This is a genomic window from Streptomyces laurentii, from assembly GCF_040635425.1.
GTDB classification, from domain to species: Bacteria; Actinomycetota; Actinomycetes; order Streptomycetales; family Streptomycetaceae; genus Streptomyces; species Streptomyces laurentii.
In genome coordinates this window covers 21,037-47,890 of the sequence record NZ_JBEYHT010000054.1, presented here as the reverse complement: position 1 = coordinate 47,890, position 26,854 = coordinate 21,037, and the positions used below count along the sequence as shown (strand labels likewise).

The window sequence follows — 26,854 nt, the reverse complement described above, 5'->3', positions numbered from 1 at the left end:
ATTTGTTTTCTGCGATAACTAATACCCCCGGGGTGCCGTCGGGCGCCAGAGCCCGCACCCGGGGAAGGAGAGGTGCCCACCCATGGCCGACCACCCGGAGCCCGCGCCGCACCACCCGCGACACGCGACGGCCCCCCAGCGCGGGGCGGCCCCGCACCCCCGCGGCACCGCCCGCCCTCACCGTCCCGTGGTCGTCGGCGTGGACAGCTCCACCCAGTCCGCCAAGGCCGTCGTCGTCGACACCGCCACCGGCGCGCTCCTCGGCCTCGGCCGCGCCCCGCACACCGTCACCGGCACGCACGGCGCCCGCGAGAGCGACCCCGAGACCTGGTGGACCGCCCTCGCCCACGCCGTCGCCGACGCCCTCGCCCAGGCGGACGTCCCCGCCCGCGCCGTCACCGGCATCGCCGTCGCCGGCCAGCAGCACGGCCTCGTCACCCTCGACACCCCGGGCGGCCGGCCCCTGCGCCCCGCCCTGCTCTGGAACGACACCCGCTCCGCGCCCCAAGCCGCCGCCCTCACCGGCGCGTTCGGCGGCCCCGACGCCTGGCTGGAACGCACCGGATCGGTCCCCGTCGCCTCCGTCACCGCCGCGAAATGGCAATGGCTGCGTGAACACGAACCCGCCGTCGCCTCCCGCACGGGCGCCGTCCGCCTCCCGCACGACTTCCTCACCGAACGGCTCTGCGGCGAAGCCGTCACCGACCCCGGCGACGCCTCCGGAACCGGCTGGTACGACACCGGCCGCGCCGCCCACGACCCCGACCTGCTCACGCTCCTCGGCCTCGACCCCGCCCTGCTCCCGGCCGTCGCCCCCACCGGCGGCACCCGGGCCGGCACCCTCACCCGCGCCGCCGCCGACGTCCTCGGACTGCCCGCCGGCATCGCCGTCGCCGCCGGCACCGGCGACAACATGGCCGCCGCCGTCGGCCTCGGCCTCGGCGCCCGGGGCCTCCTCGACCACCCGGTGGTCAGCCTCGGCACCTCCGGCACCGTCTTCGCCGCCACCCGCACCCGCCCCGCGAGCCCCGGCATCGCCGGCTTCGCCGCCACCGACGGCACCTACCTGCCCCTCGGCTGCACCCTGAACTGCACCCTCGCCGTCAACAAGGTGGCCGCCCTGCTCGGCCTCGACCGCGAGGACGCCACCCCCGGCGACGGCCTCGTCCTCCTGCCGTACCTCGACGGCGAACGCACCCCCGATCTGCCACACGCCGCCGGACTGCTCACCGGCCTGCGGCACGCCAGCACCCCGCAGGCACTGCTCGGCGCCGCCTACGAAGGCGCCGTCTTCACCGTCCTGCGCGCCCTCGACGAACTCCTCGCCACCTGCGGCCTCGACCCCGCCGACCCGGCCGTACGGGACCGGCCGCTGCGGCTGATCGGCGGCGGCGCGCGCGGGAAGCTCTGGACGAAGACCGTGCGCCGGCTCTCCGGCCGCCCGCTGATCGTCCCCGCCGCCACCGAACTCGTCGCCCTCGGCGCCGCCGCCCTCGCCGCCGCGGCCGCGTCCGGCGACACCTCGCACGACGGGGCCGACCCGGTCGCGATCGCCGGCGCCTGGGGGACCGGCGCGGGGGAGACCCTGGAGCCCGTCGAGCGGGACGAGGCGACCTGGCGGCGCGTCGCGGACGTCCTGGACCGGGCGACACCGGCCCTCCTCAGCTGACGGCGGGCCCCTCCAGCAGGATCACCTCCAGGCGGCGCGGGCCGTGCACGCCCTCCACCCGGTCGAGTTCGATGTCGCTGGTCGCGGACGGCCCGGAGATCCAGGTGAGCGGGCGGGCCGGGTCCAGCCGGGGCAGGGCCAGCGGCACCGAGGCCACCACCTGGTCCGGAACCCGTACGACGCACAGATGCAGATCGGGTACGAGGGTCAGCGCGCGCCGCCCCTGGCCCGGCCCGGCGTCCAGCACGAGCGTGCCGGTCTCGGCGACGGCCACGGCGCAGCCGGTGAGCACCGCGTCCGTCGCGTCCAGCCGACGGGCCGTCAGGGAGCCGTCGTCCGGCCGCCGTTCGACCTCGTCGGGTGTGGCGGAGAGCCACTGATCGTCCAGCCCGGGCGGTACGGCGACACTGCGGGCCCCGTGCGCGGCGAGCAGCCGTGCGACGAGCCCCGGCAGCCCGCCGGGCGCGGTGCGGTGGACGACGGCCCGGTAGTCGGCGAGGTTCTCGTGCAGCAGAGCGGTGAGCGCCGCCGGGTCGTCGGGCGCGTGCTGCCGCAGATAGCCGCGGTCCGGCTCGGGAGCCTCCGGCGCGCCGGCGACGGCGGCCCGGATCCGGGCCAGGATCCGCTCCCGGGAACCGGACGCGGCGGCGGAGGCGGGGGTGGGTGAGGCGGTCATGTGCGGTTCTTCCTCCACCAGTCGCGGAACGACTCCGCCGGCATCTCGGGCAGGTCGCGGCTGTCGGTCCAGGCCCCGGCGCCCGGCACGTTCCCCGGGTGCAGCGCGCGCGTCCGGTGCGCGAGCCGCTCGCCCGCGGCGAGCACCCCGGGCCGGTCGAGCACCCAGCCCGCCGCCTTGATCGCCGCGCGTTCGAGCCGGTGCCCCGGGCCGCCCCGCGCGGCGACCCGCTCGCGCAGATGGACCAGCACCTCGGGGATGTCGATGGCGACCGGACACACCTCGTAGCAGGCACCGCACAGCGAGGAGGCGTACGGCAGCGACGCGTCGATCTCGCTTTCCGTACCCCGCAGTTGGGGCGTGAGGATGGCGCCGATCGGCCCCGGGTACACCGAGCCGTACGCGTGCCCGCCGGCCCGCTCGTACACCGGGCACACGTTCAGGCAGGCCGAGCAGCGGATGCAGCGCAGCGCCTGCCGGCCGGTCGCGTCGGCGAGGGTGTCGGTGCGCCCCGCGTCGAGCAGCACCAGATGGAAGCGGGACGGCCCGTCGCCGTCGGTGGTGCCGGTCCACATCGAGGTGTACGGGTTCATCCGCTCGGCGGTCGAGGAGCGCGGCAGGGTCTGCAGGAACACCTCCAGGTCCCGCCAGGTCGGCACGACCTTCTCGATGCCGACGACCGAGATCAGGGTCTCGGGGAGGGTGAGGCACATCCGCCCGTTGCCCTCGGACTCGACCACGACGAGCGTGCCGGTCTCCGCCACCATGAAGTTGGCGCCGGAGACGGCGACTTTGGCCCGCAGGAACTTCTCGCGCAGATGGAGCCGGGCGGCCTCGGCGAGATCGGCGGGCGTGTCGGTGAGTCCCTCGGGCGCCGCCCGCCCCCAATCACCCATCCGGTCCCGGAAGATGTCGCGGATCTCGCCCCGGTTGCGGTGGATCGCCGGGACGAGGATGTGCGAGGGCCGGTCGTCGCCCAACTGGACGATGAGCTCGGCGAGATCGGTCTCGTAGGCGTGGATGCCCTCGGCCTCCAGGGCCTCGTTGAGGCCGATCTCCTGGGTGGCCATCGACTTGATCTTCACGACCTCGGTCTCGCCGGTCTCCCGGATCAGGTCCGCGACGATCCGGTTGGCCTCGGCGGCGTCCGCCGCCCAGTGCACCGTGCCGCCCGCCACCGTCACCGCCTCCTCCAACTGCAGCAGATAGCGGTCGAGATGACGCAGTGTCCGGTCCTTGATCCGCCGGCCCGCCTCCCGCAGCTCCGCCCAGTCGGCCAGCTCGGCGACCGCCCGCGCCCGCTTGTCGCGGATGGTGTGGGTGGCGTGCCGCAGATTGCCGCGCAGCCGCTCGTCGTGCACGGACGTGTGCGCGGCCTCCGGGAAGGCCGGGAAGCCGGGGTCCGCCCCCGTGTTCCCGTTCTCCGCCGCGCCGCGGCGGCGGGCGCCCGACGCGAACCCGGGCATGCCCAGGAACGTACCGCTCATGTCAGGGGCTCCTCTTCCGTGCTCGCCAGGATCTCCGCGAGGTGCACCGGCCGCAGCCGCGGCAGCACCCCCATCCGGCTCATCGTGCCGCCCAGGTGCATCAGACAGGAGTTGTCCGCGCCGCACAGCACCCCGGCCCCGGACGCGAGCGCGTTCCGCACCTTGTCGGTGCCCATCGCCGCCGACACGTCGGGGTTCTTCACCGCGAAGGTGCCGCCGAAGCCACAGCACTCCTCCGCGCCGGGCAGTTCCACCAGCTCCAGGCCCTTGACCGCCTCCAGGAGCCGGCGCGGCCGGTCGCCGAGGCCGAGGAGCCGCAGTCCGTGGCAGGAGGGATGGTACGTCACCCGGTGCGGGTAGTACGCGCCGACATCGGTCACGCCCAGCACGTCCACCAGGAACTCGGTCAACTCGTATGTGCGTGGCCCGAGTTCGGCCGCCTCGGGGCCGAACTGCCCGTAGTGGCGGCGGAGCATCGCGGCGCAGGAACCGGAGGGGGTGACCACGTACTCGTACCCCTCGAAGGCGCGCACCGTGCGCCGGACGAGCGGGGCGGTCTCGGCCCGGTAGCCGGTGTTGAACTGGGGCTGCCCGCAGCAGGTCTGCGCGGCCGGGAAGTCGACGGTGACGCCGAGGCGTTCGAGTAGCCGGACGGTCGCCACCCCCGTCGCCGGATACAGGGCGTCGTTGACGCAGGTGACGAACAGGGCGACACGCATGTGCGCGCTTCCTCCGCTTCTCCGGCCGGTCCAGGGGCGGGGCCGCCGGGGCCGGGTGCCTGGGCCGGGACCGGGCCGGGGTCAGGGGCGGGGCCAGGGCCGCCCGTCGAGTCGTTCGATGTCCCGGTTGAAACGTTCCAGCACGGCGGCGAAATCGGCCACCTCTTCGGGCGTCCAGGCGGAGAGCACCCGCTCCAGTCCCTCGATGTTGTACGCCCGGTCGGTGTCCAGCCGTAGCAGCCCCTCCTCAGTGATCCGGAACTTGCGCGCGATGCCGCCGTCAGGGTCGGGGATCCGCTCGACGAGCCCGGCGCGCAGCATCGCCGCCGTCTGCCGGTTCAGCGTCGAGGCGTCCAGGCCGAAGGCCTCGCTCAGCTGGCTGATGGACATCGGCCCGTCCATGCTGATCCGGCTCAGCAGCAGATACGCGCTGCGGTCGAGCTGCCAGCCCGCCGACCGGGCGCGCGGTGTGTGCAGGAGGGAGTGCCGCGCCAGGAGCATGGTCTCGAACTCGATCAGATGCGTGGGCTTGTCCATCGGGATCCTGTCGCAGCGGGTGGGGTCGTCGGGGCGGAGGGGAACCGCCGGGCGGAGGAACAGAGGTCCTGCTCAGCATAGGCAGCCCCGTCCGTGGCTCCGCCATGACTCGAGCACACTTGTGCATGATGCACATTCTGTGTACGTTACACAACGCTCGTGCCGCCGCGTCGCCCTCCGACGTCTCGCCCGCCGGCCCGCCCGTCCGCCGGGCGACGGCTCGTACCGCGTGATCACGGCACCACCCGACCGGCCGATCCGGCCTTGTCCCGACCCAGGAGACTTCATGTCCGCCAGCGCCCCCGCCGTTCGCCCCCAAGGGGGCGGCGGCATCGTCGGCGTCCTCGCCCTCGCGGGCATCGTCGCCGCCCTCATGCAGACGCTCGTCGTCCCCCTCATCGGCGACCTGCCCACCCTTCTGCACACCTCCGCCTCCAACGCCTCCTGGGTGATCACCGCGACGCTCCTCGCCGCGGCCGTCGCCACCCCCGTCGCCGGACGGCTCGGCGACATGTTCGGCAAGCGCCGCCTGCTGCTCGCCTCCACCGCCCCGCTCGTCGTCGGCTCGGTCGTCTGCGCCCTGTCCTCCGCCGTCGTCCCGATGATCGTCGGACGCGGTCTGCAGGGCCTCGGCATGGGCATCGTCCCGCTCGGCATCAGCCTGCTGCGCGACGTCCTGCCGCCCGAGAGGCTCGGCTCGTCCATCGCCCTGATGAGCGCCTCCATGGGCGTCGGCGGCGCGCTCGGCCTGCCGTTCTCGGCTGCCGTCGCCGAACACGCCAGCTGGCGCGTGCTGTTCTGGGTCGCCGCCGGCCTCAGCCTGCTCGTCGGCGTCCTCGTCTTCCTGCTCGTCCCTGCGGGCGTGACCAGCGCCAAGGCGGGCCGCTTCGACGTGCTCGGCGCCGTCGGCCTCGGCGGCGGACTCGTCGCCCTGCTCCTCGCCGTTTCCAAGGGCTCCGGCTGGGGCTGGGGCAGCGCCACCACCCTCGGCCTGTTCGCCGCCGCGGCCGTGATCCTGCTCGCGTGGGGCGTCTGGGAACTGCGCACCCGCGACCCGCTGGTCGACCTGCGCACCACCGCCCGCCCGCAGGTCCTGGTGACCAACCTCGCGTCGATCCTGGTCGGCTTCGCGATGTACGCGCAGTCCCTGGTCGTCCCGCAGCTGCTGCAGCTTCCCGAGGCGACCGGCTACGGCCTCGGCCAGTCGATGATGGGGATGGGCCTGTGGATGGCCCCGGCCGGCCTCATGATGATGGCCCTCGCCCCGCTCGGCGCGAAGCTCTCCGCCGCCCGCGGCCCCAAGGTGACCCTGTCCGTCGGCAGCCTCGTCATCGCCCTCGGCTACGGCTCCTCGATGTTCCTCATGGGCTCCACCTGGGGTCTGCTCGTGGTCACCCTCGTCTGCAACACCGGTGTCGGCCTCGCGTACGGCGCGATGCCCGCCCTCATCATGGGCGCCGTGCCGCAGCACGAGACGGCCTCCGCGAACAGCTTCAACACCCTGATGCGTTCCATCGGCAGCTCCGTGTCCGCCGCCGTCATCGGTGTCGTCCTCGCCCAGCTGACCATCGACCTCGGCGGCCACGTCCTGCCCTCCGAGGACGGCTTCAAGGTGGCCCTGATGATCGGCTGCGGCGTCGCGCTGCTGGCCTCCGTCGTCGCGGCGTTCATCCCCGTACGACCGCTCGCCGCCGCCCCGGAGCCGGCCGGCGCCCAGCCCGCCCCGGCGGTGCGGGAGACCACGGCCTGACCGTCCCGCGCACACGGGCCGGTACGCGAAGGGACCGGGGGAGCCGTCGCCGTCGCCCAGTGCGGACGACGGCGACGTTCCTCCGTGCGGTTCGTGCGGTTCGTGCGGTCCGTGCGGTTCGTGCGGTTCGTGCGGTCAGGAGTGGCGGCGCGGCTTCCCGGAGCGGCCGCCGCTCTTCGGGGCGCCGCCTCCGGTCCGCCGCCCGCCGCCCGCCTTCTGGCCCTGACGGCCGGGCTGCGGCTGCTGCCGGCTCTTGCGCTGGCCGGTGCCCCCGGCCTTCGCGCTCCCGGCCTTCGCACCCTTGGCCGCGCCCTGCGCGCCGCCCTTGGCCCCGTCCTTCGCCCGCTCCTCCGGCCGCCGGCCGCGCGAGCTGTTCACGGTGCGCCCGCGCACGATCCCGATGAAGTCCTCCACCAGATCGGTGGTGGCGTCCTCCGGCCATGCCAGCGCCACCCGCGACTGCGGCGTGCCGGTGATCGTCCGGTACGTGAGGTCCTTGCGATGGTGCAGCCGGGCCAGCGACTGCGGTACGACGAGCAGCCCGATCCCGGCGGCCACCAGCTCGATCGCGTCCCCCGTCGTCGCCGGCCGCTCGAACGCGGGCAGTCCCGGCGGGCCCTCGCGCCCCTCGGCCGCCCAGTCCAGCGTGTCGTCCAGCGGATGCAGCACGATCTCGTCGGCGATGTCCTCGACGCGCACCTCGTCCGCTTCGTCCGTCGCGGCCACCAGGTGGTCCTTGGGGCAGACGACGACGGTCGTCTCCTCGTAGAGGGGGATCGCGCTGAGCACCGTACGGTCCACCGGAAGGCGGACGAGACCGGCGTCGGCGCCGCGCTCCCGCAGCAGCCCGTCCGCCTCGCCGGCCGTGACCTGCACCAGCTCGAGGACCACGCCGGGCAGCCGCTCCCGCCAGATCCGCACCCACTTCGCGGGCGTCACCCCGGGCACGTACGCCAGCCGGAAGGAGACCGGGGCTGCCGGGGCCGCCGAGGGCTCCGGGGCAGCCGAGGGCTCCGAAGACGTCGCGGGCGCCGGGGAATCGGCGGGCTCCGCGGCGGCTGCCGAGGCCGGGGAAGGGGCGGGGGAGCTGGGGGAAGATGCGTCCGAGCCTGTCACCAGGCCAGATTACCGGCCGTGGTCGGCGAGGGCGGCCTTGGCCGATATTCTTGTCGGCATGACCCAGCACCAGAGCGCCCAGACGATGAAGCCCGCCACGGCGGCGAAGAAGCTGGGCGTGTACCTCGACGCCACCCCTGACGAGTTCCGTGCGGGTGCCGTCTCCCGCGCCGAGCTGAACGCCCTCCAGACCGACCCGCCGGAGTGGCTGCGCGACCTGCGCCGCGACGGCCCGCACCCCCGCCCCGTCGTGGCGGCCAAGCTCGGTGTCTCGATCTCCGGTCTCGCCCGCGGCGGCGTCACCGAGGCCCTCACCACCGAGCAGATCGAGGCCCTCAAGACCGAGAACCCCGAGTGGCTGCAGAAGGAGCGGGCGACCCAGGCCGAGGTGCGCAAGGAAGCCGTCCGCATCAAGGAGGCGCAGGCCGAGAAGGCCGCCCGCGCCGACACGAACGACCAGCGCGACTGACCGTCGCGTCCTCGTCGCGTCCGTCCTGTGTGCCGGACGCCCCCGCGGGCGTCCGGTGCGGGGACGCACCCGCCCCGGCGGCATCCGGCCGGCCGGTAAATCACGTGCCCGCCCCTCGCCCGCGATGATCTGATCGCCGCATGCGACACGAGAGCGGGACCCAGGTGGACACCGGGGCGGCGAGCGGCCACGGGATACGCACGATCGTCGACCGCGGCCGGTTCGCCGGCGCCGTCACCCCCTGGGAGGACGCCGCCTGGCGCGCCGCCGCGCTGCACTGGGCCGAGCGGGCGATCGCGGAACACGGTCTGCGGGAGACCGGGCCGCGCGAGGCGCGCATCCGGCCCTGGTCGGTGCTCATCCGTTTCCGGACCGGCCCGGGCTCGCGCGACGCCGTCTGGTTCAAGGCGAGTGCCCCGGCCGCCGCCTTCGAGGCGGCGCTCGGCCAGGCGCTCGCCGAGTGGACCCCCGGCCATGTCATGACCCCGCTGGCGGTGGACGCCGACCGCGGCTGGATCCTGTTCCCCGACGGCGGCCCACTGTTCCGGAATGCCCTCGACGACGGTGTCGCCGGACCCGACGACTGGACGGTGGCCCTCGGCCAGTACGCCCGTATGCAGCGCGCCCTGACCCCGCACGCCGAGCGGATGACGCGCCTCGGCGTCCCCGGCGCCCGCACCGCCGACCTGCCCGGGATCTTCGACCGCCTCGTCGAGGACCATCCCACCCTGGCCCCGGACACCCGCCGCGCGCTGTTGGAGCGCCGCCCCCGGCTCCTCGACTGGTGCGCCGAACTCGACACGTACGCGATCCCCGACACGCTCGACCACAGCGACCTGCACGACGGCCAGATCCTCGCTCCCGCGCCCGGCCGCTACACCTTCTTCGATTGGGGCGACGCCGCCGTGGCGCACCCCTTCACCAGCCTGCTCGTCCCCGCCCGGGCCGTACACGAGCAGTACGGGCCCGAGGCCATGGCCCGCGCCCGCGACGCGTACCTGGAACCCTGGGCCGAGCAGGGAACCCCGATGCCGGCCCTGCGCCGCGCCGCCACACTCGCCGTCCGGCTCGGCGCCCTCAGCCGCGCCGTCTCCTGGGGCCGGCTCTTCCCCGGCAGCCCGGCGGACGACTGCCACGAGGCGAGCGCCGCCTGGCTCGACGAGCTGTTCACCGCACCCGACCTGCCTTGACGTGCCAACCGCCCTGAAGACTCTGCGAGTTGAAGATTCCGTGATGGCATCGTTGCAGGTCAGAGATGCATATAGAGACCGGCGATAGGGCAGCACTGGAGTGTTGCATCGGCAGTCCACACCCTCGTCGCCTCCTATGAGGGCGACTCGGGGGCCCGAGCCTCATGCCCTCTCCGCTCCTGGGGAGTAAGCGGGCATCGGGCACCGCCGGCCGTCGCCGGCATCCCTTCGACTCACGGAGACGATCTGTCCGGCAACCTGATCCGGAACGACGCAGTGCGACACCTTCGGGGATCGGCCAGGGCCGGCACGTGAGCGTGCGGGATCCCGTCGTCAGTGTGCCTCCGGCCCGAACCGACGCTCGTACGCAGATGGCGTGATGCCGGTCTCCCGGCGCATCAGCGTGCGCAGATTGGCGGCTGTGCCAAGCCCGCTGCGTCGCGCGACCACCTCGAACCGGGACTCACCTCGCTCGATCAACCGGCACGCCAGGGCGAGCCGCTCCCCCGTCAGCCACGCCAGCGGCGTCGTTCCCAGCTGCGCCTGGAAGCGGCGATGCAGAGTCGCCGGACTGACCGCCGCGCGCGCCGCAAGGCCAGACACAGTGAGCGGTGAGTCCAACCGTTCCTGAGCCCAGGCCAGGACAGGCGCCAAGGACTCGTCTGGCAGATCAGGCATGGGACGCTCCACGAACTGCCGCTGCCCACCATCCCGGTGCGCCGCGAAGACCAGCCGTCGGCTCACCGAGTTGGCGACCTCCGCGCCGTAGTCGCGGCGGACCACATGCAGTCCGAGATCGAGCGCGGCTGCACTGCCTGCCGCGGTGAGGATGTCACCGTCATCCACGAACAGCACGTCTGCTTCGAGCCGCACAGAGGGAAAGCGGGCCCGGAAGGCATCTGCCCACTGCCAGTGCGCCGTGGCCCGGCGCCCGTCGAGGACACCGGCCTCGGCCAGCGTGAAGGCGCCGCTGCAGAAGCCGACCAGGCGCGCACCCCGGGAGTGTGCCCGACGGATGGCATCGAGCACCGCGGGACGTCGGGGCACTTCGGTGTCCGGGCGGTTGGGGACGATCAAGGTGTCCGCTGTGTCGGCCGCTTCGAGATCGGCGACTCCCGTGAGCGTGAAGAATCCGTCTCTCATCAGGGTGCGGGGCTCGGGGGAGCAGAGCCTGAAGTCGTAGAGATCACGGCCGATTTCCGGTCTGCGCAGACCGAAGACCTCGGTCGCGCAGCCGAGCTCGAAGGGGTTCGAGTTCTCGTCCACGATCACGACGACCCGGTGTACGCCCGCCACGTGAGCTGCTTGCGAGGATTCTTTCGGCATATGCGATTCCTAGCACTCACGGCGGCCATGCGAAACGGCTCAGTATGAGCCCATGAGCAGCGAACCCATCCCCCTTGGCAAGGCTCTGGCCTCCTTCGATGCCTTGTGGAGCCCCCGCATCGTCACGCGCGTCAATGACTACGACGTCCGCATCGCCAAGGTCGAGGGTGAACACATCTGGCACGTTCACGACGACACCGACGAGTTCTTCCTGGTACTCGACGGCGAGCTGAGCATCTCCCTGCGCGAGCCCGACGGGGAGCGCACGGTCCTGCTCCCGCAGGGGGCGGTTTTCACCGTCCCCCGGGGCACAGAGCACAAGCCGCATGCTCCCTCCGGCGCCGCGATCCTCATGTTCGAGCCCACAGGGACACCGACTGTGGGCGATCGCCACGACGAGATCCCAGAGCACGTCGACGCAACGACCGGACACGCACTCGGTACCTGATTCGACATGCCTCGTACACGCCCGTGCCGCTGGAGGCCGGCTCGGGCTCCAGCTCCATGGCGGCGAAGTGCAGCCGGCCGCCGTCGAAGACGACCTGCACGTTGTCCGTGACCCGGCCGGCGCCCTCACGGTAGGTGCCGTCCAGTAGCGCGGCCCGCGCCGCCAGGTACCCGCCCGCCTCTCCGGGCAGGTTCAGCGAGGCCGGCACGGTCGGCCGCCACTCCTGGCCGGCCGGCAGCTTCGCCCGCGGGTCACCTCACTCGAGGAGTTCCTCGCGAACACCTGCCGGCTTCGCAGCATCCGGTACGGCCGCTCCATCAGCTCCATCAGCTCCATCAGCTCCGGCAGCGACAGCAGCGCGCTCCGTACGGCCTCGTCCGTCCGGGGTGGAGCCGAAGTCCGTGCACCGCGAATACGGCGCTGGCTGTTCCTGCGGTGCAGCGCTACCCGCATCGGACCGTGGTGGGCCCGCCGCTCACTCCTTCCCGCGATGCACGTGCGCGCGCTGCCCGTCGCGGTCGAAGATCATCAACAGCTCGGCCGGACCGTCGACCGCGGCGAACGCGTGCGGGGTCATGGTGGCGAACTCGGCCGCCTCGCCGGCCTCGACGGCGATCTCGCGATCGCCGAGCAGGAGCAGGAGTCGCCCGCTGAGCACGAACAGCCAGTCGTGGCCGGGGTGGACCCGCTGTTGTGGCCGGGCCGCGGTGGGCTCGATCAGCGCCTTCACCGCGACCGTGCTGCTGTCCGGCCTGCTCAGTGCCCACGTCGTGCGCCCCTCGATCCGGCTCGACGTGGGGCGGATGACCACGTCGTCGTCGCCGCTCACATCGAGCAGTGCGTCCAGGCCGACCTGGAGGCCGGCAGCGAGCGGAAGCAGTACGTCGAGGCTGATGGTGCGCTTCCCGGTTTCGACGCGACTGATCGTCGACGGGCTCAGGTTGGTGCGCGCGGCGAGTTCGTCGAGGGAAAGTCCGAGCGTGGTGCGCAGGCTGCGCAGCCGGGTCCGGACGACGTGCTCGATGTCGGCGAGTCGGCTCACGGTTCCTCCTTGCGAATTCCGCAAGGAGTCTGGCACATAACGCCAGAGGTTTCTACGGTGGCGGACATGAGCCATCACCACACCGCCCCCTCACACACATCTGCCGCTCCGGCCGTCATCCGCCACTGCGACGTCGCCGTCATCGGCGGATCGGCCGCCGGCCTCGCCACCGCCCTGCAGCTCGGCCGGCAGCGCCGGTCGGTGATCGTGGTCGACTCGGGCGAGCCGCGCAACGCGCCCGCGGCGCACATGCACAGCTTCCTGGGACGCGACGGCACCGACCCGGCGGAGCTGCTCGCCACCGGTCGCACGGAGGTGCGCCGCTACGGGGGCGAAGTGCTGTCCGGCCGCGCCGTGCGGGTGGCCGGGGACGGCGAACTCTTCGTCGTCGAGCTCGCCGAGGGCACCTCCGTCGTCGCCCGCCGGATCGTCGTCGCGACCGGCTTGGTCGACGACCTCCCCGAGGTCGAGGGGCTGGCGGACCACTGGGGCGGGGCGGTGATCCACTGCCCGTTCTGCCACGGCTACGAGGCCCGCGACCAGCGACTCGTCCAGCTCGTCGCCCATCCGATGGGGCTGCACGTCACGCCACTGCTGCGCCAGCTGTCCGCGCGTCTGACCGTGCTCGTCGCGGACGGTGTGGAGGTCGACGAGTCCGAGATCCCCACCCTCGTCTCCGCGGGTGTCGACGTACGCCTCGCCACCACCGCGCACCGTGTCCTCACTGGTGCGGACGGCCGCCTCACCGGGATCGGGCTGATCGATGGCTCGACGATCGGTGCCGACGCGATCCTGATCAACCCGCGCTTCTCGCCACGCGCCGAGCCGTTCACCGGACTCGGCCTGCGGCCCTCGCCCCACCCGACCGGCATGGGTGAGGTGATCGAGGCCGACGCGATGGGCGCCACCGCCATCGACGGGGTCTACGCGGTCGGCAGCGTCACGGATCCCAGTCAGCAGGTGCTCCAGGCCGCCGCCCACGGCGGCCGCGTCGGTGGCGCCGTCGCGATGAGTCTCGCCGCCGAGGACGTGCGCACCGCGGCCCGCCTGTCCGGCTCCGTCGCCGACTGGGATCACCGCTACTCCGGCGACCCGCTCTGGAGCGGCAACCCGAACGGCTCGCTGGTCGCGGAAGTGACCGGCTTGCCCGTCGGCCGTGCGCTCGACGTCGGCGCCGGCGAGGGCGGTGACGCGCTCTGGCTGGCCGAACAGGGCTGGGAGGTGACCGCGAGTGACATCTCCTCGCGCGCGCTCGACCGGATCCGGGTCGAGGCCGAGCGGCGCGACCTGACTGTCACGTGCGAGCCGGCCGATGCCAACGCCTGGGAGCCGTTTACCCAGAGGTCGGCACAGGGCGGGTTCGACCTTGTCTCGGCGGCGTACGCGTCGATCCCTCGTACGCCCGACCTGCGCGGCGTCCACAATGTGCTCGACGCCGTCGCCCCCGGCGGTTCCCTGGTCATCCTCGGCCACGACCTCGACGCGATGCGCGACCCACAGCACGGGCATCGCCCGTTCGACCCCGACGCCTACCTGCACATCGACGACTTCGTGACCGCGATCAAGGCCACAGCCGGCTGGACCATCGAGGTCGACGACAAGCGCCCCCGTCCCCCGGGCTCGGCCGGCGCAGCCCACCACGCCGACGACCGGGTACTGCGCGCCCGCCGGGCGAGCTGAGCCGCCGCCACCAGCACACGGCAACGGCCCGCGTCCGTGTCGAAGCACGAACGCGGGCCGCGTGGACAAAGCGCGTGCGCTCAGATGGCACAGACGCTGTCGGCCTGCGGGCCCGGCCCCTGGGGCCCTGCGTGACGATGTCCTCGACGGGCCGCACCGTGCGATTCGTAGCGGCTGCTGGGCCGGGCCATCAGAGCGTCGATCGGTGGGTCAGGCCGGGATCGAGACCAGGCGGTCGCCGGGGATTCCGGCCAGGCCGGGTGTGTAGTAGTCGCGGATGCCATCGGCCCAGGAGGTCACCGTGATCCGGTCGTCGGGGTCCGGTCGGAATGCGTCGAACAGCGAGTCGATGTTCGGTGCGGCGAAGCCCCATGCGGTCATCAGGGCGAGGAAGCGGGTCCGCTCGATCAGGCCGTCATCGTCCGGGTCGCCGAGTGCGGCGAGCGCGTTGGCGAAGTCGTCGGCGGCCGGGCCGAACAGCTCGGGATTGAGCACGGATGCCTCGAACTCCTGTGGGCTGATCACGCCGTCACCGTTCGTGTCCAGCGCCCCCACCAGCACCTCCCACCAGCGGCGCATGCTGTCGGCCAGCGCATTCCTGGCCTCCGGCCGCGAGTCCGTCGCGACGGCCAGCACCCGGTCGGCGTTGAGTTCGAAGTCCTTGGCGTCGAGCACCCCGTTCCCGTTGGCGTCGAGCAGCTGGAAAATCAGCGCGGCACGCTGAACGGCTTCGTTTCGCATGATTCCGTCTCTCTTTATAGGGTGCCGAGTCCAGGATCCGCACCCGGACTTGGAGGCATTCTTGGGGAATTCCGTCGGCCATTGGCCGGGTTAACGCTTCTTCACTCTGAGGAGTGAATTATCAGGAAAGCGTGGGAAGGGGGCCGGCCTGTGCCTGCCCCCGGTAGGCCGTTATGGGACGGTCGGGGTCCGGCCCCAGCAGGTGGCCATGGCGAAGAACATCTCCCTGGTCATGGGGTTGTCCAGGTGCTGGATCGCCGCGTTGTAGACGGCCGCGGGCAGCCCGGCCGCCATGAGCCGCTCCCTGGTCTGCTCCAACGACAGTGCGAGGAAGCGGCCGAACCTGGTGTCGAGGCCCACGGCCGGCAGGTGCGTGTCCATGCCGATGTCCCGTAGCCCGAGCTCGGTGAACATCCTGGGGTAATGCGCGACGCAGTGCCTGTCGCTGCCGATTGTCTCGGCCAGCAAGCGCCAATAGGCGGTCATCGTGCGTCGGTACGCCTCGTGAGGGGAGGTTTCACCGCCGACCGCGAGGGCGTCGGAGACCACCAGCAGACCGCCGGGCTTGAGCCAGGAGACCAGGCGGCGCAACACCTCTTCCCGGTCCCGCAGATGCATCAGGACCAACCGGGCGTGTACGAGGTCGAACCGGCCCGCCGGATGGAAGGCCGGGTCGGTGATGTCCGCCTCGATGACCTTCACGCCCTTGGCGGCGAGGTGGCCGAGGAGCCGGGTGTCGCGGTCGACAGCCGCGATCTGCCCGGCCGATCCGGCGACGGACGCCAGCCACTCACTTAACGTGCCCGCGCCCGGGCCGACGTCCAGGCATGTCCACTGGGCTTCGAGGCCCAGCGCGAGCAGGTTCCGCCGGCTGACCGGGTCGAGCGCGCCGGCCAGGCATTCCAGCCGTTCGCCCTCGTTGCTGTGGGAAGCCGAGAAGAGCTTTTCTCCGTAACGCTCGATTTCGTATGCCGCGGTGATGTCGAATTCTCCTTCGAAAAGGAAAGCCGTTCGGGTGTACAGGGAGCCTATTTACGGAATCCCGATAAAATGCGCAAAGGATATGGAATCTCGCCCGAATGAGGGTGAGGTCGAGCGCGTGAGCGACGCGCAGGCGAGTTGACGGGCTTCTGCCTCGCGATGCCCCTCGATGTGTTCGATCGAGCCACAAACAGCCTCGAAGCGGGTGCACGTTCCGTGGTGAACCTGCGGAACCGACGACGGGCATGACTTGGAGACGCCGAAGCAGGGCGGCAGAGCCCGCCAGGCACAGCCGCTGACCAGCACGTAGATGATCGCCGCGAACAGCGTCATGAACAGCTTGGCGGTCTCCCACAACCCGTCCGGAACATTCCGGCACCGCCCAGCCGCGGGCGCGGCGCAGGGTCGCGGCGTGTCCGCAGCCGGTCGTCGCCTGTACGCCTGCCCACACCCCGATGGCAGGGTGCAGAGGACACCGCAAGAAATACGACAGAGGATGTCGGGTTTTGTGGAGACAGTGGGGGCGCCGGTCGGTGTCGTGGTGGCGCGGGCCGGGACGACGGACAGACAAGGACCCTCATGCGCGAAACACCCGACGATCTCCACCGGCTCCAAGCCCTTCTCGACGCCTCGCTCTCCCGCTCCACGGCGCACCTGCGGTCGATCATCAGCAGCGAGCGCACGCTCACCGCCGAGCAGCTCACTCGCGTGCTCACCGGCATGTGCACGCTTGCGTTGTCCACCGTGACGGCGAAGGGCGAGCCGCGGATCAGCGGCGTGGACGGGCACTTCCTGCACGGAAAGTGGCACTTCGGCACCTCGCGCGGCGCCGCCAAAGCCCGGCACCTCGCCGCCCGTCCCGCCGTCAGCGCCGCGCACATGCGCGGGGAAGACCTGGGCGTGTTCACACACGGCACCGCGGAGGTCCTCAACCCCCACCGCGGCGAGCCGGCCGCCGACTGGCCGGACCTGCTCGCGTACTTCCGGGACTTCTACGGCGACGACGCCTTCGACTGGGACAACGACGTGGTCTTCTACCGGCTGCACCCGCAGTGGATGACCGTGTTCGCCCCCGACCTCGCCAAGCTCGGCGGGAAGGCGGCCGAGGCGTGACCCCACCCGTACCGGACACGCGCATGCCGGCCCCACACGCTGCCGGGGCCGGCAAGACGCGCGACACCATCGACGTCGTGGGCGCCCGCACCAACAACCTGCGCGACGTGTCCGTCAGCATCCCCAAAGGCCGGCTCGTCGCCTTCACCGGCGTCAGCGGCAGCGGCAAGACTTCACTCGCCATCGACACCCTGCACAGCGAGGCCCAACTGCGGTATCTGGAGGGCCTTTCGCCGTTCGTACGCCAGTACATCACCCAGCGCAACCGCCCCAAGGTCGACCGCATCCTCGGCCTCGGCGCCACGCTCGCGGTCGACCAGCGTCGCCTGAACCGCAACCCCCGCTCCACTGTCGCCACCATCACCGGGATCGACGGGCACCTCGGCCTGCTCTACTCGCGCCTCCCGCGGATCGGCCCGGACACGAGCACGGGCCCGGCCGCGGACACCGGCGCCGGGCCCCTGACCACCGCGCACTTCGACCGCCACACCCCGGAAGGCAGCTGCCCGGACTGCCACGGCGCCGGCGGACGCTGGCAAGCCCAGGAAGAGCTCGTCATCACCCGCCCGGACCTCCCCCTCTTCGAAGGCGCCTCCCCCTGGTATGCCAAATGGAGGTCCGGAGAGCACGTGTTCGTCCCCGCACTCGCCGCCAAACGCGGCGTGGACCTCGGCGGGCCCTGGCAGTCGCTGCCCGCGGCGTTCCGGCACGACGTCCTGTACGGCACCGGCGACGAGGCGGTCGAGGCCACCGTCGACATCCCGAACAAGAACGAGACGGCCCGCATGACCTACACCTCCAGCCAACCGCTGCGCGGCGCGCTTGCCGAGGTGGAACGGGTGTTCGTCAACGCCCAGACGGCCGACGCCAAGCAGCGTTACCTGCCGTACATGCGCAAGCAGCCCTGCGACACCTGCCACGGCAGCGGATTCGATCGGGTCGCCCGGTCCGTACGTCTCGGCGGCCTGACCTACCCCGATCTGCTGGACGTGGACGTACGCGAAGTCCGCCGCTGGGCCGGGCACGTCGCCGACTCCCTTGACACCCGGCAGCGCACCGTCGGCGAGCCCCTGCTGCAAGACCTCGGACGCCGGCTCCGCCTCCTGGACCGGCTCGGCCTGGCCCACCTGCAGCTGTCCCGCAGCGCCGCCACTCTGTCCGGCGGTGAGTTGCAGCGCACCCGGCTCGTCGCTCAGCTCGGCACCGAGCTGAGCGACATCATCTTCGTCCTGGACGAACCCTCCGCCGGGCTGCACCCGGCGGACAAGAAACACCTCCTTGACATCGCCCTGGAGTTGCGCGAAGCCGGCAACACCGTCCTCCTCGTCGAACACGACCCCGAACTGATCGCCCGCGCCGACTGGATCGTCGATATGGGACCCGGCGCGGGCCGCCTCGGCGGCGAGGTCCTGGTCTCTGGCTCACCCGCCCTGGCCGCCGCCAACCCCGCCTCGGTCACCGGCCGCTACCTGGCCGGCAACGGGCCGCGACTGCGCCGTACCCCCCGCCCGGTCCGCGATGACGCCGACTGGGTGGAACTGCACGGCCTCCACGCCCACAACGCGGCCGCGGAGCTGCTGCGCCTCCCTGCCGGGCGACTCACCTGCCTGACCGGGGTCAGCGGCAGCGGCAAGAGCAGCGTCCTGGGCGCACTCGCCGCGGGCGCGGCGGCCGCCCTCAGAGGCACGGCCGCCGACACCGTGCGCGAGGTGACCGGACTCGACGGATTCGGCTGGGTCGCCGTGGTCGACCAGGAACCCCTCGGGCGCACGCCGCGGTCCAACCCGGCCACGTACAGCAAGGCGTTCGACATCGTCCGCAAACTGTTCGCCGCCACCGACACGGCACGCGCGCGCGGCGTCGACGCCTCCTGGTTCAGCTTCAACACCACCGGCGGCCGCTGCGATACCTGCACCGGCTACGGCCGCAGGCTCGTCGACATGCACTTCCTCCCCGACATGTGGGTGGTGTGCGACACGTGCGACGGCCGGCGCTACGGGCCCGAGGCCCTGAAGGTCACCTACCGGGGGCTGTCCATCGACCAGGTGCTGGACCTGACCGTCGCCGAGGCCGGGGAGGTCTTCACCGAACCCCGGCAGCTCACGGAGACCCTCGCTGCGCTCGACCGGGTCGGGCTCGGCTACCTCCGACTCGGCCAGAGCGCCACCGAGCTATCCGGCGGCGAGGCCCAGCGCCTCAAACTCGCGTCCGCGATCCAGCGCGGCGCGGCGAGCCGCAAGGCCGGCCTCGTCGTCCTCGACGAACCCGTCTCGGGCCTGCACCCGTCCGACATCCAACGGGTCGTCGAGGCGCTCGACATGCTGCTCGACTCCGGCAACACCGTCGTCGTGGCCGAACACGACATCCCCGTCGCCGCGTCCGCGGACTGGGTGATCGACCTCGGACCGGGAGCCGGCCCCAACGGAGGCGCGGTGGTCGCGCAGGGCACCCCCGACACCGTCGCCGGCGCGGACACTCCCACCGCCGGATACCTCCGCCGGTACGCGGCCGGCCTGCCGCTCCTGGACGCCTCGGAGGACGCACGGCGCTGACGTACGGCGAGCCTGGCGCGACCGGCGGGGTCGCATGCGTGGTCCGCAGCGGCTGACCGTTCGCCACGGGCCACGCATGGCTTGCCCCGGGACCGGGGCTAGCCCGAGCCGCCGCGTATCTCCGTCACCACCACCAACTCACAGTCACCAAACCACGGCTCGCCAACTATCGATCAAACCCGCCAACTACCGATCAACGTCACACTGCATCAGCTCCCGCAGGGCGGCCGTCCAGTCGGCCTGGCGGGTCCAGAGGCTGCCGTCGCCCATGATCGCCACGACGGCGTGCGGCGCGGCCACTCGGCCGGCCATCGACAGGACCTCCGAGCGGGACATCCGGTGGAACGACCTACAGCTGGTGATCAGCGTGGGCGCCCGGCCGGGCGCGCCGGGGGCGAAGAGGTGGGCGGAGCCGGTGAAGACGTCGACCGTGCATGCTCTGCGGACCGGTACGAGCGCGGCGCGGGCCGCCTCCAGCGTCGACTTGTGCACGTCGACCAGGTCGATGTGCACCATGCGGTGCAGTACGGGCAGCAGTGCGCGGGGGGCCTGGCCGGTGCCGGTCCCCAGGTCCAGGAGGACGGGGGCGGGCACACCGTGCTGGGTGGCGGCCGGGAGAAGCCGGCACCGGCGCGGTGGCCGAACTCGACTGCGCGCAGCTCCGCTTCCACGCTCCCGTCCGGCCGTCTTTCGAGCACGGCGAGGCCCGGCCACGACGGCGACGACGTCCCGAGCGTCATCAGCGCGCGCCCGCCCGGCGCCGGCTGCTTCACCAGGGCCTGCGGCACGTGGCGGACGGCGAAGGAGACGAAGTTCCGGTCGTACGGGCCCGCGTCGGACCACCCGGTGGTGCCGTCCCCGGTCACCACGGCCGGCCGGAAGCCGAGGGTCGACAGCCGCTCGCGGGTGGCCTCGGTGACATGCGGGTCGATGTGCAGCTCCTGCATCCGGTTCTGGGCGGTGCGGGCCTCCCGGCTCCGTTCATCGTCGGCGTACTTCGCAGCGTGCTTGCGCTCGTTGGCGACTCCGAGCGCAAGGAGCTCGGCAGGAGACAGCTGGGGCCGGTCGTGGCGGCGGTAGGCCGTGGTGAACTTCTCGCCCTCGCGGGCGTCGGTCCGGGCCTTCTTCGAGACGGTGGTCTGCTTCTTCGGCACGGGATGCGCGGCACACGTGTTCGCGGCGTGGTCCACGGTGCTGCCGGACCGTCACGACCGCGCCCGTGGCGACACCGCGCGGGCAGGTACCGACAACGGGACAAAGGATTACCCTGCGGATTGGTCTTGACCAATGCGTGATTTCGTGAAGACTATGACCGGAATTACCACGGAATCTTCGTAAGCGCCTCCGTTGGAGAGACACCCCCTATGCGCATATCCGCAACCGCCGCTGCCGCGTCCGCAGCGCTCGGCGGAGCCCTCGTCCTCGGCCTCGCGGCCGTCCCCGCCGCACAGGCCACACCCGCCGCCGACACGGCGGGCTGCACCACCGACGTCTTCGGGATCGCCGGAAAGTACGGCGAGTTCGTCCTCGGTGACAACGCCCACACCCCCGACGCGGAAGGCGCGGTGGCCGTAGGCGGCAACGCCGACTTCCGCGGCGGCTTCAGCGTCGCCAACGAACTGACGACCGCAGAGGTCGACGCCCTGCCCGGCCGGGCGTCACTCGTCGTCCGGGGCGAACTGCTCAACGACGACTCGGTCACCGCGGTGATGAAGGGCAACGCGGTCGTCGGCGGCAGGGTCAAGGACCGAGCCCTCGAAATGCACTCCGGCACCTTCGGCAAGAACGCCGACCTGATCGACTTCGACGCCGAGTTCCGCAAGCTCCGGTCCTACTCCGCCGCACTGGCGAAGCAACCGGCGTCTGCCGGCACCGAAGTGACCCCGAGCGGCAGCAAACTCACCCTGGAGGGCGGGAACACCACCCGCAACGTCTTCAAGGTGACGGCCGACCAACTGGAGAAGGCCAAGGACATCTACCTCAAGGTCCCCGCCGGCGCCACCGCGATCGTCAACGTCAGCGGCACGACGTACGACATGGCCAAGGCCGGCACCACCGGCTTCTTCCTCTCCGGCGGCCAGGACTACGTACTCGACGACAAACTCCAGAGTGCCTCCGACGGCAAGGTCCGCGCCCGCCTGCTGTGGAACTTCCCCGAGGCCACCACGGTCACCAAGAGCAGCAAGGCCGCCTGGCCCGGCAGCGTGCTGGCCCCCAAGGCGCACCTGGACCTGGGCACTGGCGCCCCGGTCAACGGATCGGTGTGGGTCGCCTCGCTGCGCGGCTCGGGCGGCGCCGAGACGCACCACTTCCCGTTCACCGGCTGCCTCCCGGAGACCGGCGAGACCCCGCCTCCCACCACGCCGTCCAGCACCCCCACGACCCCGCCTCCCACCACCGCCACGCCCTCCACCCCCGCGACGCCGTCGGCGAGCGACACCCCGGACACGAGCACCTCCACCCCCGCCGCGCCGGGCACCCCCGCCCCCGCCGACAGCACCCCGCCCGGCAAGAAGGACGGAGATCTCGCCTCCACCGGCAGCAGCGGCACCGTCCCGCTGGTGATCGGCACCGTCGTGGTCCTCGCCGCAGGCGCCGGCCTCGTCATCGCGGCCCGCCGCCGCTCCGGACGAGCCTGACACCGGGTCCACCCCGATCCGCCGCACCCTCGTGGTGTGACAGGGCGTTCGACAGACGCCGACGTTCCTGGACTCCGGGCCGAACCCCGTGCCCGGACCTGCCCGGTGGGCCCGGGCACGGCAAGCGCTGGAGCTGCCACGGTCTGGGCAGCGCGGCGTTCGGCGCGGGCGCGGCGGATCGCGGTGGCACAGACGGATCCTGGCGCCCGGCCCCGGTCAGCCGGCGGCGGAGGACGCGGCCCAGTCGTCCCAGGCGATCCACTCATCGCGCGCACGGTCGTAGTGGGCGAGGGTTCCGCGGCGCCCGGTGGTCTCCAGCTGCCGGTACGTTTTTTTCGGCGACGCCGAGCCGCTGTGCCATCTCGGCGCGGCTGCGGCGGCGAACACTCGCAGGCGGACCAGGCGCTCGTGCTCGACGGTGCACAGATCCGCCGGGGAGACGCCGACCGCCTTCGCCAGGCGCGGTAGCACCTCCGGCTTCGGCACGCGCGTCCCGGCCAGGTAGAGGCTCACCGCCCGCTCCGCGACGCGGACCTCGCGGGCCATGTGGGCGACCGAGGCACCGGCGGCCGTGCGGGCGGCCCGCAGCTTCGCCGCGTCGAAGCCGTACACAGTGGGGGAGCCGATCTCGGCGCAGTGCACCCACAGCAGCACGGGGTCGTCGATGCCGAGCAGCCGGTGGATCCGGCGGACCCGGGCGCCGGCGGCCTCGGCAGTGCCGTAGGTGAGGGTGCCGACGAGGCGCGCGGTGCGCATCAGACGGCTCCACGCGTCCCGGCGGAAGTCGCTGTTGATCACGACATTGCGGTCGGCGGCGGGGTGCAGCGCCTGGAGGTACAGGGCGCACACCCCGCCGATCCACATGACGGGGTCGCCGTGGAGCTGCCAGGTGACGGATCCGGGGCCGAAGAGCCCCGGATCGCCGGGCTGGTGACCCGTCGCACCGCCGTCCGGGGTCCGCATGCCTCACAGGCCAGTAGCCGTCCTGCCCGGGGGAAACGTTCAGCGCCAGATCGTCTGGACCGGGTCGAACTGCAACCAGGTGATCGGGTTGCCGGCGTTGCCGCCGTAGACGCTGACGGCGCCACTGGGGTTGATCTCGAAGCGGCAGGCGTTGATGCCCTGGCTGTTGTTACGGGGAGCGGCGGCCCGCACATAGCCGGTCGGCAGCGGGAAGCCGTCGGGCAGTCGGCCGATCCTGCTGTCGGCGGTGAGATCGCAGGAGACCAGGCCGCGGCCCTGGAGGAAGACGGTGCCGGCGATGGTCACGAGCCGGACCTCGGGGGTCGCGCCCGCGAGCGGGGTGATCCCGGGCTCCAGGACGAGCGCGGTCCAGGCGCCGGCGTCGACGGTGGCAGCACCGGCGGCGGCGGACGCCGGGGTGGCGGCGGCGAGGCCGCCGACGGTGAGGGCGGCGGGCAGGGCGAGGGCTGCGCCGAGGACGCTGCGGCGGTCGTGGGACATGGGCGGTCGGCTCCTTGGGTCAGGGGCGGATTCGTGGGGACTCGGAGAAGGGCCCCGGGGGCCGGGGAGAGCGAGGTCGGGTCCGGCGGCGGTGGTCAGCGCCAGACCGCGCTGAAGTTGTCGAGCTGCGCCCAGGCGATCGGGCTGGTGGTACGCGCGCCGAAGAGCCGTAGGACACGGTCGCTGCCCACCTCGACCCGGGCGACGGCGGGTCCGCCACCGGCGGTGTCGCGGGGGACGGTGGCGCGGGCCGGGATGCTCGGGGTGAGCGCGTCGGGCAGGGTGCCGAGCACGGCGTCCGCGGTGAAAGGGCCGGCGACGCCGCCGGAGAGCTGGAGAAATGTGGTGCCGGCGAGGCTGATCAGCCGGCCGCGCGGGGCGTTCTGATCCGCTCTCACCCCGGCGGCGAGCGTGATGGCCCGCCAGTCGGTGAGGACCTTCACGCCGTCGGTCTCCGGATCCCCGGGCAGCGTCATGAGGGTGCAGGTCCGGGGACCGGGTTCCTCGCAGGCGAAGCCGAAGTGCAGGGACGGCACCCCGGAGCGGACGGAGACGGCCATGCCCTCGGGCTCGCGCCAGGACAGGCCGGGAGCGGCGGTGATCAGCCGGCGGTCCAGCAGCTCACCGGTTTCCCACGAGATGGCGGTGATGTACGTGTTGCCGGGCTCGGGGTTGGTGGGGCCGTAGGCGTCGCCCTGGAGCGTGTACAGCACCCCGGCGTGCGAGGCGTACCCCTGGAAGGTGGCGGCCGGCAGGGCGGGGGTCATCCGCTGGATCGGCTCCCACACCCCGGCCGTTGCCTTGGCCAGGTCGTATCGCTCCCAGTGCGTGGCGCCGTTCAAGTAGAAGCGCACGATGAGCTCGCCAGCACCCTGGTCGATGGTGGGGGTGACGAAGAGGGCGTCCTTGTCCGGGGTGTGGGGCGGGGTGTGGCGCGTGGTGCCGTAGTCGACGACATCGCCGTCGGCGTACGTGAAGCTGGTCACCGCGGTGCCATAGCCCTGGTTGCTGCCGTTGGGCCTGGAGGCGGTCTCGGTCCACAGCCAGATCTTCCCGGCGCGGTTTTCCACCCCGAGGTTGACGCCGTGTCCGAATCCGCGTAGATACATGTGCCCGGTGATCGTCCCGGCCTCGTTGAGCCGGGTCAGGCACAGATCGCCGTGGGCCTTGCGAGTGAGGTAGTCCAAGGCGGCGGCCTCGCCGCCGAGCCGGATGCCGCCGCCCATGATCTGCAGCACGAAGATGTCGCCGCCGACCGGGTCGAGGCCGAACGACTGCATGACGGTGATGTTGTGGAGCGGGCGCCGGTGGAGCAGCTTGCCCACCGGACCCGCAATGTCGATGTGTCCTGGGACGATGACGCTCAACGGAGCGACTCCTCGGGAGGATTCGGGCACAATGTCCCTTCGGCGCGCGCGGCCGGTACGGGACCGGACCGCGCCAGTCTGCCAAAGCCCCCGCCGTACGGATACGGGGCCGACGGTCACCTGGCGGGGGATGCCCTCCTGTCAGCCAGGCACCGATCTTTCGAGAATGCACCGCCCGCTGCCCGGCGTTCAGCAGCCCTTACAGGGTGTCCCACAGCCGCTGGTTCGCCGTCTCGCGCACCGAGACCACCGGCCTTGTCGGCCGCGGCCCACCGACTCGATCCTCTGACCAGCGACTTCTACGTGGTGTTGGGGCTGCCGTCCCTGCGGCTTTGGAGATCATTTCACACCGTGAGAGGAGACGGACGCGGAGCTGGGCGGTCCAAGGCGCCGCGACGGCAGGGTTGTTCGACAGTAGCGCGGCATGTTCGGAGGCAGGGGGTTCGGCTTCGTCTTGGAGCGGGTGCTCACGGCCCGGAGCGGACATGAGTGCGCCACAGCGCCTGATCCCGGGATCAGCCTTCAGCGCGCGGTCCTCCTGCCCGGAACGGCGCACCCGCCCCGCGACGCCTGGATCGTCGCGCACGGCTTCGGCCCGGATTCCCAGTGGTACCGGAACCTCCGCAGCACTCCTCCGGCAACGGTCCAGTGGGGCCGCCGATACCACGCGGTCACGCATGGTTTCTCACACCGGTGGAAGGCGTGCGGCTCATGGTCGACTACGCCCGCTGGTACCCCTGCTCCGCACGAGCATCGTGCCGCTTCATGGGCTTCACGGTCGACGGCCTCACCCCCGCCTTCCGCACCGCGGGCGAGCACATCCGCTTCGTCGGGTTGGAAGCCACCGACCGCTGACGCATCGTTCGGCGCCAGGCATCGCTCGCCGCGCGGTCAGCGGTCGTCCTGGATCGGCCCGTGCGAACGCGCGGGCCACGCTCTCGTCCGTGCGGTGAGCGCTCCGATCATGACGCTTACCGCGGAGACAGCGTCACGGTCTTTGACGAAGTACATCTGTCGCCGTCCGTCCCTGCGTGAGCCGACCAGCCCGGAGCGCTTGAGGACGGACAGGTGCTGACTGATCGTGGACAGCGCTCCGCCCACCTCGTCCGCGATGCTCGCCACGCTACTCTCGCCCCGTGTCAGGACTCGGAGGATGCGCAGACGCACTGGGGAAGCCAGCAAGCCGAAGGCCAGGGCCGCTTCGTCCAGAGAGTCGTCGGCCGCATCGTTGAGGTCGTCCGTGCTCGCCACCCGCTCATCCCTCTTCGAACACAGCCCGCTGTCCGGATACGTTCGACCGGCGCCGCGCATGTTCCGCCGCGCATCCCATCCCAATGATTTTACATGTTTGTAGAAGGTCACGCGGCCGATCCCTGCAGCGCGCGAGGACTGCGGTATCCGGCTCCCGCGCTGCCGTGCGCGGCCGTCACGGCGGTGCTGATCGGGGCCCGCTGGTCAGGCGCCGGGGGCGGCGGCCTCGCCGACGAGTTCCTCGAGTACGTCCTCCATGGTGACGAAGCGGACGACAGCAGCGTTGTCGCCGGTGACGGCGGCCAAGTGGGTGCCGGCGGTACGCATGGCGGTCATCGTGTCGTCCGGGGGCGTGTCCTTGCCGACCCTGGTGACCGTATGGAAGCCCGTACGCGGGAACGGAGAGGTGCGGTCGGTGGCGGCAAGGCGTCCTTGACGTGCAGGAAGCCCAGGATCTCGCCGCCGACGCCGGTGACGACCAGGCGCGAGAAGCCGTGTTCGGAGGCGGCCCGCTCCGGCGGCGACGAACACCGCGCACGCCAAGGTGAGGGCGGGCGCCAGGATCAGCAACAGGACCTCGGTCACCGTGCCACCCCGCTCCCGGCTCAAGCGTCTTCGGGCAGGGCGTGGCACGGCA

At 72.1% G+C, this 26,854-nt stretch carries 25 protein-coding genes and 3 pseudogenes; 10 read left to right on the top strand and 18 right to left on the bottom strand.

The features are described from left to right. Nucleotides 1-82: 82 nt before the first annotated feature. Nucleotides 83-1,669, top strand: coding sequence for a xylulokinase (xylB, locus tag ABZ693_RS27760; RefSeq protein ID WP_359882586.1), 1,587 nt, complete (start codon nucleotides 83-85; stop codon nucleotides 1,667-1,669). Here xylB and ABZ693_RS27755 read toward each other — a convergent pair. The 4 genes from ABZ693_RS27755 to ABZ693_RS27740 form a co-directional block, all read right to left on the bottom strand. Continuing rightward, entirely contained in the window at nucleotides 1,662-2,345 is a 684-nt protein-coding gene (locus tag ABZ693_RS27755; RefSeq protein ID WP_359882582.1) for a LutC/YkgG family protein, read from the bottom strand. The genes xylB and ABZ693_RS27755 overlap by 8 nt on opposite strands. Beyond that, nucleotides 2,342-3,832 carry a lactate utilization protein B gene (locus ABZ693_RS27750; RefSeq protein ID WP_359882579.1) on the bottom strand — a complete coding sequence of 497 codons (1,491 nt, stop codon included), beginning with the start codon at nucleotides 3,830-3,832 and terminating at the stop codon, nucleotides 2,342-2,344. Before ABZ693_RS27750 ends, ABZ693_RS27755 begins: the two co-directional genes overlap by 4 nt. Then, nucleotides 3,829-4,551 carry a (Fe-S)-binding protein gene (locus ABZ693_RS27745; protein ID WP_359882577.1) on the bottom strand — a complete coding sequence of 241 codons (723 nt, stop codon included), beginning with the start codon at nucleotides 4,549-4,551 and terminating at the stop codon, nucleotides 3,829-3,831. Before ABZ693_RS27745 ends, ABZ693_RS27750 begins: the two co-directional genes overlap by 4 nt. 81 nt (nucleotides 4,552-4,632) lie before the next feature. Then, nucleotides 4,633-5,088: a MarR family winged helix-turn-helix transcriptional regulator gene (locus tag ABZ693_RS27740; RefSeq protein ID WP_359882574.1), complete on the bottom strand. Its 456-nt coding sequence runs from the start codon at nucleotides 5,086-5,088 to the stop codon at nucleotides 4,633-4,635. Nucleotides 5,089-5,374: 286 nt separating this feature from the next. Here ABZ693_RS27740 and ABZ693_RS27735 point away from each other — a divergent pair, with 286 nt between their 5' ends. Next, nucleotides 5,375-6,838, top strand: coding sequence for an MFS transporter (locus tag ABZ693_RS27735; RefSeq protein ID WP_359882571.1), 1,464 nt, complete (start codon nucleotides 5,375-5,377; stop codon nucleotides 6,836-6,838). Nucleotides 6,839-6,973: 135 nt separating this feature from the next. On the opposite strand, the gene ABZ693_RS27730 is transcribed toward ABZ693_RS27735, so the two are convergent. Further along, nucleotides 6,974-7,777, bottom strand: a complete 804-nt coding sequence (locus ABZ693_RS27730; RefSeq protein WP_359882569.1) for a LysR family transcriptional regulator substrate-binding protein — start codon at nucleotides 7,775-7,777, stop codon at nucleotides 6,974-6,976. Between the two features lie 235 nt (nucleotides 7,778-8,012). Here ABZ693_RS27730 and ABZ693_RS27725 point away from each other — a divergent pair, with 235 nt between their 5' ends. Together ABZ693_RS27725 and ABZ693_RS27720 are read left to right on the top strand one after the other, a co-directional pair. Further along, entirely contained in the window at nucleotides 8,013-8,423 is a 411-nt protein-coding gene (locus tag ABZ693_RS27725; protein ID WP_359882566.1) for a DUF5997 family protein, read from the top strand. A gap of 140 nt (nucleotides 8,424-8,563) precedes the next feature. After that, nucleotides 8,564-9,613, top strand: coding sequence for a phosphotransferase family protein (locus ABZ693_RS27720; RefSeq protein ID WP_359882563.1), 1,050 nt, complete (start codon nucleotides 8,564-8,566; stop codon nucleotides 9,611-9,613). 333 nt (nucleotides 9,614-9,946) lie between these two features. Here the strand turns inward: ABZ693_RS27720 and ABZ693_RS27715 are convergent, their stop codons facing one another. Continuing rightward, a complete protein-coding gene (locus tag ABZ693_RS27715; RefSeq protein WP_359882560.1) occupies nucleotides 9,947-10,939 on the bottom strand; it encodes a GlxA family transcriptional regulator in 993 nt (330 codons plus the stop codon). Nucleotides 10,940-10,991: 52 nt separating this feature from the next. Here ABZ693_RS27715 and ABZ693_RS27710 point away from each other — a divergent pair, with 52 nt between their 5' ends. Further along, on the top strand, nucleotides 10,992-11,387 hold the full coding sequence (locus ABZ693_RS27710) for a cupin domain-containing protein (RefSeq protein WP_359882558.1): 396 nt from the start codon (nucleotides 10,992-10,994) through the stop codon (nucleotides 11,385-11,387). A 31-nt stretch (nucleotides 11,388-11,418) separates the two neighbouring features. Here the strand turns inward: ABZ693_RS27710 and ABZ693_RS27705 are convergent. Both ABZ693_RS27705 and ABZ693_RS27700 read right to left on the bottom strand, forming a co-directional pair. Continuing rightward, a pseudogene (locus ABZ693_RS27705) lies at nucleotides 11,419-11,696 on the bottom strand (hypothetical protein); the annotation flags it as partial. 166 nt (nucleotides 11,697-11,862) lie between these two features. Continuing rightward, on the bottom strand, nucleotides 11,863-12,429 hold the full coding sequence (locus tag ABZ693_RS27700; RefSeq protein ID WP_359882555.1) for a helix-turn-helix domain-containing protein: 567 nt from the start codon (nucleotides 12,427-12,429) through the stop codon (nucleotides 11,863-11,865). A gap of 66 nt (nucleotides 12,430-12,495) precedes the next feature. Between ABZ693_RS27700 and ABZ693_RS27695 the strand changes: the two genes are divergently transcribed. Continuing rightward, nucleotides 12,496-14,109: an FAD-dependent oxidoreductase gene (locus tag ABZ693_RS27695; protein ID WP_359882552.1), complete on the top strand. Its 1,614-nt coding sequence runs from the start codon at nucleotides 12,496-12,498 to the stop codon at nucleotides 14,107-14,109. Between the two features lie 210 nt (nucleotides 14,110-14,319). On the opposite strand, the gene ABZ693_RS27690 is transcribed toward ABZ693_RS27695, so the two are convergent. The 3 genes from ABZ693_RS27690 to ABZ693_RS36190 all read right to left on the bottom strand — a co-directional run bounded on the left by ABZ693_RS27690 (nucleotide 14,320) and on the right by ABZ693_RS36190 (nucleotide 16,164). Beyond that, the gene (locus tag ABZ693_RS27690; protein ID WP_359882550.1) at nucleotides 14,320-14,850 is read right to left on the bottom strand and encodes an EF-hand domain-containing protein; all 531 of its coding nucleotides are present in this window, start codon (nucleotides 14,848-14,850) and stop codon (nucleotides 14,320-14,322) included. 171 nt (nucleotides 14,851-15,021) lie between these two features. After that, a complete protein-coding gene (locus ABZ693_RS27685; protein WP_359882606.1) occupies nucleotides 15,022-15,702 on the bottom strand; it encodes a class I SAM-dependent methyltransferase in 681 nt (226 codons plus the stop codon). Nucleotides 15,703-15,882: 180 nt separating this feature from the next. Next, nucleotides 15,883-16,164, bottom strand: a complete 282-nt coding sequence (locus tag ABZ693_RS36190) for a transposase (RefSeq protein WP_435842562.1) — start codon at nucleotides 16,162-16,164, stop codon at nucleotides 15,883-15,885. 246 nt (nucleotides 16,165-16,410) lie between these two features. Here ABZ693_RS36190 and ABZ693_RS27675 point away from each other — a divergent pair, with 246 nt between their 5' ends. Further along, a complete protein-coding gene (locus tag ABZ693_RS27675) occupies nucleotides 16,411-16,944 on the top strand; it encodes a pyridoxamine 5'-phosphate oxidase family protein (protein WP_359882548.1) in 534 nt (177 codons plus the stop codon). Between the two features lie 23 nt (nucleotides 16,945-16,967). Beyond that, on the top strand, nucleotides 16,968-19,496 hold the full coding sequence (locus tag ABZ693_RS27670; RefSeq protein ID WP_359882545.1) for an excinuclease ABC subunit UvrA: 2,529 nt from the start codon (nucleotides 16,968-16,970) through the stop codon (nucleotides 19,494-19,496). Between the two features lie 186 nt (nucleotides 19,497-19,682). Here the strand turns inward: ABZ693_RS27670 and ABZ693_RS27665 are convergent, their stop codons facing one another. Further along, nucleotides 19,683-20,090 carry a class I SAM-dependent methyltransferase gene (locus ABZ693_RS27665; protein ID WP_359882609.1) on the bottom strand — a complete coding sequence of 136 codons (408 nt, stop codon included), beginning with the start codon at nucleotides 20,088-20,090 and terminating at the stop codon, nucleotides 19,683-19,685. 83 nt (nucleotides 20,091-20,173) lie between these two features. Continuing rightward, nucleotides 20,174-20,443, bottom strand: a pseudogene (locus ABZ693_RS27660) (protein-L-isoaspartate O-methyltransferase family protein); the annotation flags it as partial. Nucleotides 20,444-20,860: 417 nt separating this feature from the next. On the opposite strand from ABZ693_RS27660, the gene ABZ693_RS27655 reads away from it, so the two are divergent. Further along, the gene (locus ABZ693_RS27655; RefSeq protein WP_359882543.1) at nucleotides 20,861-22,135 is read left to right on the top strand and encodes a choice-of-anchor A family protein; all 1,275 of its coding nucleotides are present in this window, start codon (nucleotides 20,861-20,863) and stop codon (nucleotides 22,133-22,135) included. Between the two features lie 216 nt (nucleotides 22,136-22,351). On the opposite strand, the gene ABZ693_RS27650 is transcribed toward ABZ693_RS27655, so the two are convergent. The 3 genes from ABZ693_RS27650 to ABZ693_RS27640 form a co-directional block, all read right to left on the bottom strand. After that, nucleotides 22,352-23,098 (bottom strand): oxygenase MpaB family protein, encoded by a 747-nt coding sequence (locus ABZ693_RS27650; RefSeq protein WP_359882540.1) that lies wholly within the window; start codon nucleotides 23,096-23,098, stop codon nucleotides 22,352-22,354. 39 nt (nucleotides 23,099-23,137) lie between these two features. Further along, nucleotides 23,138-23,599 (bottom strand): hypothetical protein, encoded by a 462-nt coding sequence (locus ABZ693_RS27645; RefSeq protein ID WP_359882537.1) that lies wholly within the window; start codon nucleotides 23,597-23,599, stop codon nucleotides 23,138-23,140. 95 nt (nucleotides 23,600-23,694) lie between these two features. Then, complete coding sequence (locus ABZ693_RS27640; protein WP_359882534.1) at nucleotides 23,695-24,966, bottom strand: phage baseplate protein; 1,272 nt, start codon at nucleotides 24,964-24,966, stop codon at nucleotides 23,695-23,697. A 711-nt stretch (nucleotides 24,967-25,677) separates the two neighbouring features. Here ABZ693_RS27640 and ABZ693_RS27635 point away from each other — a divergent pair. Further along, nucleotides 25,678-25,821: a hypothetical protein gene (locus ABZ693_RS27635; RefSeq protein ID WP_359882531.1), complete on the top strand. Its 144-nt coding sequence runs from the start codon at nucleotides 25,678-25,680 to the stop codon at nucleotides 25,819-25,821. 36 nt (nucleotides 25,822-25,857) lie between these two features. On the opposite strand, the gene ABZ693_RS27630 is transcribed toward ABZ693_RS27635, so the two are convergent. Together ABZ693_RS27630 and ABZ693_RS27625 are read right to left on the bottom strand one after the other, a co-directional pair. Then, a complete protein-coding gene (locus ABZ693_RS27630; RefSeq protein ID WP_359882528.1) occupies nucleotides 25,858-26,328 on the bottom strand; it encodes an ArsR/SmtB family transcription factor in 471 nt (156 codons plus the stop codon). A 93-nt stretch (nucleotides 26,329-26,421) separates the two neighbouring features. Further along, nucleotides 26,422-26,732 (bottom strand): annotated as a pseudogene (locus ABZ693_RS27625) (CBS domain-containing protein); the annotation flags it as partial. Between the last annotated feature and the right edge of the window lie 122 nt (nucleotides 26,733-26,854).

Excerpts from the sequence above, each read along its gene's own strand:
- ABZ693_RS27655 (WP_359882543.1), top strand. The coding sequence starts at position 20,861 with ATGCGCATATCCGCAACCGCCGCTGCCGCGTCCGCAGCGCTCGGCGGA.
- ABZ693_RS27670 (WP_359882545.1), top strand. The coding sequence starts at position 16,968 with ATGCCGGCCCCACACGCTGCCGGGGCCGGCAAGACGCGCGACACCATC.
- ABZ693_RS27715 (WP_359882560.1), bottom strand. The coding sequence starts at position 10,939 with ATGCCGAAAGAATCCTCGCAAGCAGCTCACGTGGCGGGCGTACACCGG.
- ABZ693_RS27650 (WP_359882540.1), bottom strand. The coding sequence starts at position 23,098 with ATGCGGACCCCGGACGGCGGTGCGACGGGTCACCAGCCCGGCGATCCG.
- ABZ693_RS27710 (WP_359882558.1), top strand. The coding sequence starts at position 10,992 with ATGAGCAGCGAACCCATCCCCCTTGGCAAGGCTCTGGCCTCCTTCGAT.
- ABZ693_RS27695 (WP_359882552.1), top strand. The coding sequence starts at position 12,496 with ATGAGCCATCACCACACCGCCCCCTCACACACATCTGCCGCTCCGGCC.
- ABZ693_RS27645 (WP_359882537.1), bottom strand. The coding sequence starts at position 23,599 with ATGTCCCACGACCGCCGCAGCGTCCTCGGCGCAGCCCTCGCCCTGCCC.
- ABZ693_RS27740 (WP_359882574.1), bottom strand. The coding sequence starts at position 5,088 with ATGGACAAGCCCACGCATCTGATCGAGTTCGAGACCATGCTCCTGGCG.
- ABZ693_RS27750 (WP_359882579.1), bottom strand. The coding sequence starts at position 3,832 with ATGAGCGGTACGTTCCTGGGCATGCCCGGGTTCGCGTCGGGCGCCCGC.
- ABZ693_RS27735 (WP_359882571.1), top strand. The coding sequence starts at position 5,375 with ATGTCCGCCAGCGCCCCCGCCGTTCGCCCCCAAGGGGGCGGCGGCATC.
- ABZ693_RS27675 (WP_359882548.1), top strand. The coding sequence starts at position 16,411 with ATGCGCGAAACACCCGACGATCTCCACCGGCTCCAAGCCCTTCTCGAC.
- ABZ693_RS27755 (WP_359882582.1), bottom strand. The coding sequence starts at position 2,345 with ATGACCGCCTCACCCACCCCCGCCTCCGCCGCCGCGTCCGGTTCCCGG.
- ABZ693_RS36190 (WP_435842562.1), bottom strand. The coding sequence starts at position 16,164 with ATGACGCTGTTCGCGGCGATCATCTACGTGCTGGTCAGCGGCTGTGCC.
- ABZ693_RS27690 (WP_359882550.1), bottom strand. The coding sequence starts at position 14,850 with ATGCGAAACGAAGCCGTTCAGCGTGCCGCGCTGATTTTCCAGCTGCTC.
- ABZ693_RS27745 (WP_359882577.1), bottom strand. The coding sequence starts at position 4,551 with ATGCGTGTCGCCCTGTTCGTCACCTGCGTCAACGACGCCCTGTATCCG.
- ABZ693_RS27720 (WP_359882563.1), top strand. The coding sequence starts at position 8,564 with ATGCGACACGAGAGCGGGACCCAGGTGGACACCGGGGCGGCGAGCGGC.
- xylB (WP_359882586.1), top strand. The coding sequence starts at position 83 with ATGGCCGACCACCCGGAGCCCGCGCCGCACCACCCGCGACACGCGACG.
- ABZ693_RS27635 (WP_359882531.1), top strand. The coding sequence starts at position 25,678 with ATGGTCGACTACGCCCGCTGGTACCCCTGCTCCGCACGAGCATCGTGC.
- ABZ693_RS27725 (WP_359882566.1), top strand. The coding sequence starts at position 8,013 with ATGACCCAGCACCAGAGCGCCCAGACGATGAAGCCCGCCACGGCGGCG.